This is a genomic window from Bacillus sp. 11C, assembly GCF_055486375.1.
Map to the genome: position 1 here is coordinate 33330 of NZ_JBUPVZ010000015.1, position 11440 is coordinate 44769.

The 11440-nt window shown below is 46.2% G+C and carries 11 protein-coding genes; 1 reads left to right on the forward strand and 10 read right to left on the reverse strand.

The window, feature by feature from the left end:
• Nucleotides 1-23: 23 nt before the first annotated feature.
• Entirely contained in the window at nucleotides 24-347 is a 324-nt protein-coding gene (locus ACY3LV_RS17515) for a YqzG/YhdC family protein (protein WP_333518348.1), read from the reverse strand.
• A 199-nt stretch (nucleotides 348-546) separates the two neighbouring features.
• Here ACY3LV_RS17515 and ACY3LV_RS17520 point away from each other — a divergent pair, with 199 nt between their 5' ends.
• A complete protein-coding gene (locus tag ACY3LV_RS17520) occupies nucleotides 547-789 on the forward strand; it encodes a YhdB family protein (RefSeq protein WP_464864243.1) in 243 nt (80 codons plus the stop codon).
• A gap of 14 nt (nucleotides 790-803) precedes the next feature.
• Here ACY3LV_RS17520 and ACY3LV_RS17525 read toward each other — a convergent pair whose 3' ends face one another.
• The 9 genes from ACY3LV_RS17525 to ACY3LV_RS17565 form a co-directional block, all read right to left on the reverse strand.
• Nucleotides 804-1328 carry an NADPH-dependent FMN reductase gene (locus ACY3LV_RS17525; protein WP_087991184.1) on the reverse strand — a complete coding sequence of 175 codons (525 nt, stop codon included), beginning with the start codon at nucleotides 1326-1328 and terminating at the stop codon, nucleotides 804-806.
• The gene (locus ACY3LV_RS17530; protein ID WP_333518350.1) at nucleotides 1325-1972 is read right to left on the reverse strand and encodes a response regulator transcription factor; all 648 of its coding nucleotides are present in this window, start codon (nucleotides 1970-1972) and stop codon (nucleotides 1325-1327) included. Before ACY3LV_RS17530 ends, ACY3LV_RS17525 begins: the two co-directional genes overlap by 4 nt.
• A complete protein-coding gene (locus ACY3LV_RS17535; RefSeq protein WP_464864244.1) occupies nucleotides 1969-3111 on the reverse strand; it encodes a GAF domain-containing sensor histidine kinase in 1143 nt (380 codons plus the stop codon). Before ACY3LV_RS17535 ends, ACY3LV_RS17530 begins: the two co-directional genes overlap by 4 nt.
• Before the next feature lie 147 nt (nucleotides 3112-3258).
• A complete protein-coding gene (locus ACY3LV_RS17540; RefSeq protein WP_464864245.1) occupies nucleotides 3259-5004 on the reverse strand; it encodes a phospho-sugar mutase in 1746 nt (581 codons plus the stop codon).
• Between the two features lie 133 nt (nucleotides 5005-5137).
• Nucleotides 5138-6805: a glycerol-3-phosphate dehydrogenase gene (gene glpD, locus ACY3LV_RS17545; RefSeq protein WP_464864261.1), complete on the reverse strand. Its 1668-nt coding sequence runs from the start codon at nucleotides 6803-6805 to the stop codon at nucleotides 5138-5140.
• Between the two features lie 141 nt (nucleotides 6806-6946).
• Complete coding sequence (gene glpK, locus ACY3LV_RS17550) at nucleotides 6947-8437, reverse strand: glycerol kinase GlpK (protein WP_333518352.1); 1491 nt, start codon at nucleotides 8435-8437, stop codon at nucleotides 6947-6949.
• 18 nt (nucleotides 8438-8455) lie between these two features.
• Entirely contained in the window at nucleotides 8456-9280 is an 825-nt protein-coding gene (gene glpF, locus ACY3LV_RS17555; protein WP_087991179.1) for a glycerol uptake facilitator protein GlpF, read from the reverse strand.
• A gap of 177 nt (nucleotides 9281-9457) precedes the next feature.
• The gene (gene glpP, locus ACY3LV_RS17560; protein WP_333562231.1) at nucleotides 9458-10036 is read right to left on the reverse strand and encodes a glycerol uptake operon antiterminator GlpP; all 579 of its coding nucleotides are present in this window, start codon (nucleotides 10034-10036) and stop codon (nucleotides 9458-9460) included.
• Nucleotides 10037-10063: 27 nt separating this feature from the next.
• Complete coding sequence (locus ACY3LV_RS17565) at nucleotides 10064-11416, reverse strand: aminotransferase (RefSeq protein ID WP_464864246.1); 1353 nt, start codon at nucleotides 11414-11416, stop codon at nucleotides 10064-10066.
• Nucleotides 11417-11440 lie beyond the last annotated feature (24 nt).

The following is an 11440-nucleotide window of genomic DNA, read 5'->3' on the forward strand; positions in this document are numbered from 1 at the left end:
TTAGCGGCTGTACAGTTTTTTGATTAGAGCCGAAAAACGTTAATGCTGATCATATGTTTTGTCACCGGATGAAAATAGACTTCGGCCCGAACAGAAAAGGTGTCGTCATTCTGTCTGACCGTCACCCGAAAGACATCTTTTGTCTGATGATCATTCACCTCGGTTCTCCCCATATAAGCGTAATCAGAAAATGAAGCGCCCTTATATTCATCCTGAATTCTGCTCCAAGCGAGCTGTTCCCACTTTTGAACAGACTCGTTTGTGTCCGCTGAATGCCCTTTTGCAGCCATTGACACAATGATCAATCCGCAAAAAAGAAGCGCAATTGAATACGGCAGAGATTTCATATTTTCAGTCTCCTGTACCCAGATTATGTTCTCTCATAGGTTTTCCAAAAGCGATGGCTTCATTCAGTCATTTTGATTTTATGTCTCCCTCATATTGCTACCCTGTACTGCCGCAGACGCCAAGTTTTGCAACGTCAATTACATAGGATGCGGCATAAACTAATCATGAACTTCTCATACAAGAAAGGAGAAGCGATTCATGGATTATGCCGATTACGATAAAGCGCTGTATTACACCCACCGTTCCCAATGGGATAATTTATTAATTTTAATGGTGCGTACAGAGGATGATTTGTTATCAAAACGAATCGAGCATTTTCTGCACGCGTATCATTTTGAACAGAATTACGCTGTTCTTGAAAAGATGCTGTATTCCCTTCTCCGTTATATTGATCATGCCACAGAGCTGACTTACGAAGATCAATTAGCCCTGCTCACATAAACAAATCCCGGCGTTCAGACGCCGGGATTTCCTGCTTTTGCAAACATGGTGAGTTCTTCGACAAGCTCTTTTATGCTGATCTTTATAGGTTCCGTAACTGCAGCCTTTTCAATATCAATGTGCACTGGATCAAGTACAAGCTGTTTCGGAATCACATTGGCGTAGACACCCCGCATCACAGTTCTCATATTGTTCAGCGCGTTGATGCCGCCTTTTCCGCCTCCCGCCACTGCCAATAATGCAACGGGCTTATATTTAAATTGTTCGCTGCTTAGAAAATCCAGGGCATTTTTTAAAGCGCCGCTCATCCCGCTGTGATATTCAGGCGATAATAAGACAATCGCATCCGCTTTAGTGACGCGCTGCTTAAGCTCCTGTACCTGCAAAAGTTCTGATTGCTCTGCTTCACCGTTAAAAATCGGCAAGATAAACTCGCTTAGATCAATCAAATCCGTGTGATACAGCGCTGAAATGCAGGATGCGGCAATTCTTGTTCTGCCATGTTTTCTGGGCGTGCCATTTATAACTAACATGTTCATTTCGCGATCTCTCCATTCAGGTTATATTTTACTGCGAAAAGCGCTGCTTGCGTGCGGTCGGCCACTTCAAGTTTTGCTAAAAGATTTGACACATGGGTTTTCACTGTTTTTTCTGAAATAAACAAGGCCGCCGCGATTTCTTTATTGCTTTTTCCGTTCGCAATTTCGTTCAGAACGTCCTTTTCTCTTCGTGTTAATTGATAAAATTTTTCTTTTTCCGGATCGCGCTGATTTCTCATATGTGTCAGCACATGGGGCATAATAGCTGAAGAAAGCTTGTATTCTCCAGCATGCACTTGTCTAAGTGTTTTCACCAATTCCTCGGGCTCCGTATCCTTTAATTGATACGCCTTCGCTCCCGCCTGAAGCGCGGGGATGACGTGATCCTGATCGGAATAGCTCGTCAGCACAATAATTTTGACCCCTGGAAATTGCTGAACTGCTTTTTTTATGGCTTGTATTCCGTCCATCTCGGGCATAGACAGATCCATCAGCACAAGGTCGGGCTTTGTTTCTCCGATGATACGAAGAGCTTCTGTTCCGGTTGCGGCCTCTCCGGCAACTTCAATATCATCTTGGATGGCAAAGAAAAAACGAAGCCCCTTTCTGACAACATGGTGATCATCCGCTATTACAATTTTCATTGCACTGTCCTTCCTTTCTGATTGGCTAGCGGAAGCTTGACGGACACCTTTGTCCCCGCTCCAAGCTCTGACTCAATCAAAAACTCCGCGCCGGCTTTTTCCGCCCGTTCTTTCATACCCTTGATGCCAAGTGAAGGCAGACCGGCATGCGCTTCATAGCGAAACCCTGCCCCATGATCGATTATATCCAGCTCCGCATGGCATGAAGAAGCAGTCAGACTGACATACGCCGTACCAGTTCCGGCATGCTTTTTGCAGTTATTTAAAGCTTCCTGTACGACACGCCACAGCATATGCTCCTGCTCATCAATAAGAACCGGACAGCCTTTTTGTGTGAAAATGACATTCAATCCGATGAGCGCGCCATAGCTTTTAATGGCTTCAGGCAGCCCTTTTTCCAACCCTCCGGGGCGAAGCTGCCAAATTAACGCTTTCATTTCTGCGAGCGCGTCCTGTGATAGGTTTTGAATGAAATCAATCATCTGCTGCATATTCTCATCTTTTGTTAGTGTCTTTGCCGCTCTGGCTGTTAAACTAACGGAAAACAGCATTTGATTGACAGAATCATGGAGTTCCTGAGCGAGGCGGTTGCGCTCCATTAATAGCGCATTTTTTTGTTTATATTCAGAAAGCTTCATGCGCTGGATCGCGGTTCCGATCTGAAAGGCGACAGACTCGAGTAAATGCAGCTCTCCCTCATCAAACATGGTTTTTCCGGCCGCGGCTACATTTAACAATCCGAATCTCCTGTCTCCGTCTTCTAAAGGCACAGTTGCATGATGCGTAATCCCTTCTGTGTCAAAACAGTGCAGCTCTTCGGCCGACTCTATGCGTTTGCAGTTCATGATATTAGCCGCCCTTCTAAGCCCTCCGTTATTGAATTTCGTCAGGCAGTAGCACTCTCCTTCGCACATCAGCACTTTTTCCTTGCGGCTTAAAGCGGGGGGCAGATAGGCGTCAGCCGCTAACGTATAGGAGCCGTCTTCTTCGATTAGAAAAATCCATCCCGATTGAAGGTTCGTTACACTGAGCAATTCTTTTAACACCTCATCCAGTGTTGCTTTAACATCGTGCCCTTGGTTTAAGGTTTCCGCAATCGTTTTCAGCGTTTTTAATTTTTCCATCCTCGTTTTGCTCACGTCACTCACTCCGGCATTCATCTCCTGTTATCTAAGATTATACCAGTTTTATGTCATTCATTACTTCGCTTGAGGGATGATTTTCTTTCAGACTTTTGGATGAGAAAAAAAGCCGGATCACATACAATGACCCAGCCTTTACTTGAACTATTTAGCTGTAGCCTCTACAATTTCGTCTACCGTCTTCATTACATCGTCAGAAAGCGCGGCAAGACGCTTTTCACTGTCTTCTAAAGATGTTCCTTTTACGGCGAAATAGAATTTCACCTTCGGCTCAGTTCCGGAAGGACGAAGGCAGAACCAAGACCCGTCTTCCAAGAAGTATTTCAGTACATTTGATGTTGGCAAGCCGATCGCTTCTTCTTTGTTTTCCGTCAGAAGCATCCGTTTGCTTACTGCGTAATCTTCGGCTGTCACAACCTGTTTGCCGGCCATTTTTTGCGGCGGATTTTGTCTGAAGGAAGCCAAAATCGCTTCAATCTGTTCTGCTCCCTGTTTTCCTTTCAGCGTCAGGGATTTCAGCCCTTCACGATAAAAACCGTATTCGTTAAAGAGATTGATGAGCGCTTCATACAATGATATTCCTTGTTTTTTATAGAACGCGCAAACCTCAACTGCCAAGAGCGCCGCCTGAATGGCATCCTTGTCGCGGGCAAAATCCCCGATTAAGTAACCGTAGCTCTCTTCATAACCGAATTGGAAGGTGTACTGGCCTGTTGCCTCGTATTCCTTAATCTTTTCACCGATAAATTTAAAGCCTGTGAGCGTATCAATCGTATCAAGACCGAACGAAGAAGCGACAGCACGCCCGATTTCACTTGTGACAATTGTTTTGAGAACAACACCGTTTTCAGGCAGGATGCCTTGTTTTTTCTTTTCAGAAAGCAGGTAATGAAGCAGCAACGCACCGGTTTGGTTTCCTGTAAGCACTGTATATTTGCCTTGTTCGTTTTTCACCGCGATGCCAAGACGGTCAGCGTCAGGGTCTGTTGCGATGAGAATATCTGCGTTCCGCTCTTCCCCGAGTTTAATGGCATATTCGAAAGCCGCATGCTCTTCCGGGTTTGGAGAGGGAACAGTAGAGAAGTTTGCATCGGGCAGCTCCTGTTCTTTGACAACCGCTACATTATTGTAGCCGAGTGCTTCAAAACCGCGTCTGACCGGCTTATTGGCCGTTCCATGCAACGGTGTAAAAACAACATTTACATCAACTTCTTCGGGTAATTCAGGATGGACGGAAATGGACGTCAGTTTTTCTGTATAGGCTTTATCAATATCTTCACCGATGATCTTAATTAAGCCTTTTTCTTTTAATGTATTTTCAGTGTCGACTGTGATCGTCAGTTCATTTTCAATCGCGTTTACCTGCTCAATGACGATGTCCGCTTCCTTTGGAGGCAGCTGGCCGCCGTCATCTCCGTATACTTTGTAGCCGTTATATTCAGGCGGGTTATGGCTTGCCGTCACCACAATTCCCCCGTAGGCGTTCAGCTGTCTGACAGCGAATGACAGCTCCGGCGTTGGGCGAAGCTCATCAAATACGTATGATTGGATGCCTTGTGTCGCAAGTGTTTTTGCCGCTTCCATCGCGAACTCCGGCGATTTATGGCGGGAATCATAAGCAATGACAACGCCACGTTTTTTCGCTTCCTCACCTTGCTCTGAGATGTATGCCGCAAACCCGGCTGATGCTTTGCGCACCGTGTAAATATTCATCCGATTCGTCCCAGCGCCGATTTCTCCGCGCATACCGCCAGTGCCGAATTCAAGGTTTTTATAGAAGCAGTCTTCAAGAGCCTCTTCATTCCCCTCTAATTCAGTAAGGCGTTCTTTTAGTTCCGGATCTAAATGTTCTGTCTGTTTCCAGCGTTCATAACTTTTTCTCCAAGTCATATTCGTCCTCCTATGTATTAGCTTATGCCGTTATTTTAATATGAAGCGAGTTCCTCTGTCACTTGAAATCCTTGGATTCGGCGCTTTCGGCCCGTAAAAAGAAATAACGGGCTGAGAGACAGCCCGTTATGATTTATCGTTCGAGCGGCACAACCGCATCGTGTAAAAGCTTGTTGAGATTTTCAGTATGTGTGTTTTTCGTCTGCTCATTCCATTGGAATCGCTCGCTCATAAAATCAATAACGGCATCTTTATATGTTTTTACCCAATTGATATCAAAAAATAAACGTCCCGTTCTGCGGACAAAGAAGTCAGCAGGTGTTGCGGCCAACTCTTCTTCTATACTGTATTCTGCCTCAGCAAGAATATGAACCGGAATGTGGCGTTTCGCGGCCTCATCTTTCAGCGCTTCCACTCGGTTAAAGACTCGCTCTACGTTGGAGCCGTATCTGATCGCCAGCTGTTTTGCGTCTTTTTCTGATAAGCCGGCTGCGATTCCTTCTTTCGTTTTCGCCGTGACAAAGGATATGAGATTTTTCGAACCGCCGACGTGTCCCCCTGAGATTGGCATGTTTTTCGTTTTACATGGCCCGAAATCCTTTTCGCCTTCTTCTTTTAAGCGATCATTCACAAGATCGACGATATGCTCCGCCATTTTTCTGTATCCGGTCAGTTTTCCGCCGGCGATGGTGATCAAGCCTGAGTCAGATGTCCAAATCTCGTCTTTCCGTGAAATTTCAGAAGGGTCTTTGCCTTCTTCATGAATCAGCGGGCGCAGCCCCGCCCAGCTGGATTCGATGTCATTCACTGTGATTTTCAGCTCTGGGAACATGTAATTGATTGAACTGATGACGTAATCTCGATCCTCCGTTGTCATTCGCGGATGCTCCAGCGCCTCTTTGTAAACGGTGTCTGTTGTCCCCACGTATGTTTTTCCTTCACGAGGAATCGCAAATACCATACGGCCGTCAGGCGTATCGAAATATACCGCCTGTTTCAGCGGAAAAACAGACTGGTCAAATACAAGGTGAATGCCTTTCGTATGCTGCAAATGCTTTCCGTTATTCGAATGGTCTTTTTCTCTGAGCTGATCGACCCAAGGGCCTGTCGCATTGACAATTTTTTTCGCGTACACTTTATATTCTTTCTTTGTCAGCATATCTTCAATTAATACGCCGACTGCTTTGCCTTTTTCGTAAAGAAGCTCCTTCACTTTCGAATAATTCACAGGCTCTGCTCCGAATTTCACCGCTTCCTTCATGACTTCGATTGTCAGTCTCGCATCGTCAGTGCGGTATTCCACGTAGTACCCGCCGCCTTTTAAGCCGTCTTTTTTCACCAATGGCTCTTTTTGCAGCGTTTCCTTTGCTGAAAGCATGCTTCTTCGTTCTGATTTTTTCACGCCTGCTAAGAAGTCATAAACTCTTAAACCGATGGATGTTGTAAACGAACCGAATGTGCCGCCTTTATGAAACGGAAGCAGCATCCATTCCGGTGTAGTGACGTGCGGGCCGTTTTCATAAACAATCGCCCGTTCTTTCCCTACCTCGGCAACCATTTTCACTTCAAATTGTTTTAAATAGCGCAAGCCTCCATGAACAAGCTTCGTTGATCGGCTTGATGTTCCCGCCGCAAAATCCTGCATTTCGCTGAGCGCGACCTTCATTCCCCTTGATGCCGCGTCAAGAGCTGTTCCCGCTCCTGTAATTCCTCCGCCGATAATAAATAGATCGTATGTTTTTTTCGTCATGTCTGTCAGCATGCGATCTCTTTCCAGACTTGAAAATTGTTGTTTCATTATTGCTCCTCCTTGTTGTCACGGTGTGTAAATAGAAAAAGAGACCACAACATCCAAAGTGCATACTTACACTTTGGTGCTGTGGTCTCTCCTCATCTCAGGACCGTTCTTATTAACTTGTAACCATTATATCATACTCTTATTCTATTTAAAAGCCATAGCTGCTTTCACGGCTTTTTGCCAGCCTGTATACAGCTCATTTCGTTTTTCTTCTTCAAAATCAGGTTCAAACCGTTTATCCAGATTCCACTGGTTCGCGATTTCAGAACGGTCCTTCCAGAATCCCACAGCAATACCTGCCAAATAGGCCGCGCCAAGCGCAGTTGTTTCATTAATTTCCGGACGCTCCACAGGCACATTCAGAAGATCTCCTTGGAACTGCATCAGGAAATTATTTTTCACGGCGCCTCCGTCTACACGAAGCGTCTTTAATGAAATGTTTGAATCAGCTTCCATTGCGTCAAGCACATCTTTTGTCTGATAAGCCAATGCCTCCAGTGTCGCGCGGATAAAATGCTCTTTTGTTGTGCCTCTTGTCAGGCCGAAAACCGAACCGCGCACGTCGCTGTCCCAGTAAGGCGTTCCCAAGCCGACAAATGCGGGAACAACATATACGCCGTCAGTTGAATCCACTTTCTCCGCGTAAGATTCGCTTAGCGAGGAATCTTTGAACATTCTCAATCCGTCTCTGAGCCATTGGATGGCAGAGCCTGCGACAAAAATACTTCCTTCTAAAGCATATTCAACTTTTCCGTCGATGCCCCATGCGATTGTCGTCAAAAGCCCGTGTTCGGACTTAATTGCTTTTTCCCCTGTATTCATCAGCATGAAACATCCTGTGCCGTACGTGTTTTTCCCCATGCCTTCTTCAAAGCACGCCTGGCCGAACAGTGCGGACTGCTGGTCGCCTGCCGCTCCCGCAATCGGGATGTTTTTTCCGAAGAAGTGATAATCAACAGTTTCCCCATACACATGGGAGGACGGCTTTACCTCAGGAAGCATGGATTTCGGTACGTCCAGAATGTCTAACAGTTCATCATCCCATTTCAAATCGTAAATATTAAACATCAGCGTTCTGGACGCATTGGAGTAATCGGTCACATGCGCTTTCCCGCCGGACATTTTCCAAATGAGCCATGTATCAATCGTTCCAAACAGCAGCTCGCCTTTTTCCGCTTTTTCTCTCGCGCCTTCCACATTGTCTAAAATCCACTTTACCTTCGTGCCGGAGAAATACGGATCGATTAAAAGCCCCGTTTTTTCTCTGAATACATCATTATGTCCTTTTTCACGAAGCTCCTCACAAATGCCGGACGTCTGTCTGGACTGCCAAACGATCGCATTATAGACAGGCTTTCCTGTATCCTTATCCCACACAACTGCCGTCTCGCGCTGGTTCGTGATACCGATGCCGGCAATTTGAGAGGCGCTGATTCCTGATTCAGAAATCACTGATGCGATAACAGCGAGGACAGAGCCCCAAATTTCATTCGCATTATGCTCAACCCATCCTGGATGCGGGAAGTATTGTGTAAACTCCTTTTGAGCGGAGTGAACGATTTTGCCTTCTTTATTAAAGAGAATCGCTCTTGAACTTGTCGTCCCTTGATCTAAGGATAAAATGTATGTTTCCATAAGATGTCTCCCCTTTGATTAAATATATTTTGAATTTGATAATGTTTTAGCTGAATGTGTTTTCGTATAGCCATAGAGTCCTAACAATAACACAACCAATATAACGCTTACAATCCAGAAACTGCTTGTGATATGCCCTTTAAATGCAGCGTTGTAAAATACGCCGCCGAACGATCCGCCTAAAATGGGACCGACTACCGGTATCCATGCGTATTTCCAGTTTGATGGACCCTTCCCCGGAATCGGAAGAAAAGCGTGGGCAATCCGCGGACCTAAGTCGCGGGCCGGATTAATCGCATAGCCGGTGGTGCCTCCAAGAGAGATACCGATCGCCACAATGAGAAAACCGACGATTAAAGGATTAAGCCCTTCTGTAAATTGATTTGCCCCAATGGACAAGATGCCAAGCACAAGGACAAATGTCCCGATCACTTCACTTAAAACGTTTGAAAATGTATGCGGAATGCTGGGTCCTGTTGAGAAAACACCCAGCTTGGCAGCGGGATCTTCCGTTGACTTCCAATGCGGAAGGTAATGCAGATAGATTATCACCGCACCGATGATCGCCCCAATCATTTGCGCCGCAATATAAACCGGAACCTCTTTCCATGGAAAATCTCCAACAAATGCAAGCGCTATCGTTAGCGCCGGATTCAAATGGGCTCCGCTGATGCCGCCAACCGCATAAGCAGCCATGGCAACACCCAATCCCCACCCGAATACAATAACAATCCAGCCAGACTGGAATGAAAGCGATTTCTTTAAATTGACACCTGCACAAACACCTGCCCCAAAAATGATCAGCAGCATCGTACCGATGACTTCTCCCCAAAATGCTGTCATAGCACATTCCTCCTAAAGTCACGATTAACAGTATGATAGAGAAGAAGAGAATAAAAAAACCACAACAAACCGCTTTACTGGTGCATAGACATGTACCGTAAAGAGCTGCTGTGGTCTCCGAGTTCTCCATCACAATGTATTAACCTAGTGCAATTGTATCAGTGGATGTAAGCGGTGTCAATCATTTTCCGTCAAAAAGTTTTCATATTTCTTCCATAATTTGGTGTTTGATGTTGTGACGGCCACAGCCCCCGCTTTCAAGGCCCGTTCCACATCCTCTTCCGTACGGATGAAACCGCCGGCAAAGATAGGAATCCCCGTTTTCTCTTTTATTTCTTGAATGAGTGACGGAACGATGCCTGGCAGCACTTCAATGAAGTCAGGTTTATGCTTGCCGACAAACTCCATGCTTTTCTCCATCGCGCTTGTATCAAGCAGAAAGAGGCGCTGAATCGCATAAATTTTCTTCTGCTTCGCTTTGGCAATCACGCTTGACCTTGTTGAAATAATCCCGGCAGGCTTGATGTCCTGGCAAATAAACTCTGCTCCGTATTCGTCATGCTTGATCCCTTGAATGAGATCGACGTGCACCATCATGTTCTTTCCGTGCTTTTGCGCTTCTCTGATCACGCCCTTCAGCTGGCCGAGATGAATATCAAGAATAACACCGTAGGAAAATGAACTGTTCAAAAACTCATCAAATTGTTTCATATTTCGTATAGCCGGTAAAATCGGCTGATTGTGAAAACTCATCATGTGCTCCTTTAATAAATCACTTTTATATTACATCGTTTGAAAGCTTTCTTTCACCGTTTTCACGATAAAGGAAAGGTCCTCTTCTGTCAGGCAAAATGGCGGCGCGAGCTGGATGACGTTGTTGTAGCCGGCGACTGTATCCCCGTTTTTGCCGATGATCAGCCCTTTTTCTTTGCACGCTGCAACCACTTGGTTTACTTTGTCGGCATCTGCCGGCTCTTTTGTTAATTGGTCTTTGACGAGCTCGATTCCGATCAGCAGCCCTTTTCCTCTTACATCTCCGACTGCCGGGTGTTCTCGCAAAACCTGAAGCTCACCCAAAAGCTTTGCTCCAAGGTCGCGGGATCGCTGAATCAGCTGTTCGTCCTCCATAATTTGCAGGTTTTTCAACGCCACTGCACAGGCAGCCGGGCTTCCGCCGAACGTGTTCACGTGACGGAAACGGTCGTAAGGCGCTTCCCCCTGATACGCATCGAAAATATCCCGTTTAACAGCAGTCGCTGACAATGGCAGATACGCGCTTGTGATTCCCTTTGCCATCGTAATGATATCAGGCTTCACGCCGTAGTGCATAAATCCGAACGGCTCGCCTGTCCGTCCAAACCCGCAAATGACTTCATCGCAAATCAAAAGAGCGCCATGGCGGCGGCAAATATCCTCCACCCTCTTCATATATCCGTCCGGCGGCATTAGGATGCCCCCGCCTGTTATGATAGGCTCCATGATGACCCCGGCAATCGTTTCGCTTAATTCCCATGTCATGATGCGGTCAATTTCATTTGCGCTTTCAAGCGTGTCGGCATCCTCCGGGTTCCGGTATACATCTGGCGGGGCTGCATGCAGAAACCCTTGGCTTAAAGGCTCATATTTATATTTCCGCTGCGCCTGTCCGGTTGCTGAGAGCGCTCCCAATGTATTGCCGTGGTATGCCCTGTATCTCGAGATGAATTTATAACGGCTGTGGCCGCCGCTTTGCAGATGGTACTGGCGGGCGATTTTAAAAGCAGTTTCGTTTGCTTCCGATCCGCTGTTGGAAAAAAAGATGACATAATCGCCGCCGAGCCATTCATTCAGCTTTTCCGCCAGTTGAATTGCCGGTGCGTGACTTTGCGTTAACGGATAATATGGAAGCTCCTTTAGTTGCTCATAGGCAGCCTTAGCAAGCTCCTTTCTGCCATAAAATATATTGACGCACCACAATCCTGACATCGCATCCAAATAGCGGCGTCCGTCTATGTCCGTCACCCAAGCCCCCTCGGCCTTTTGGGCAATCAGGCTGTCCGCTTGATGCGCTCCCTTCATGGCATGCCACACAAATTGCTCATCTTTTTGCTTTAATCCCTGAAGTTGCTGACTGTTTTCCATCCCCATCATCTCCATTTCATTAGCGTTCGCTACATTGCC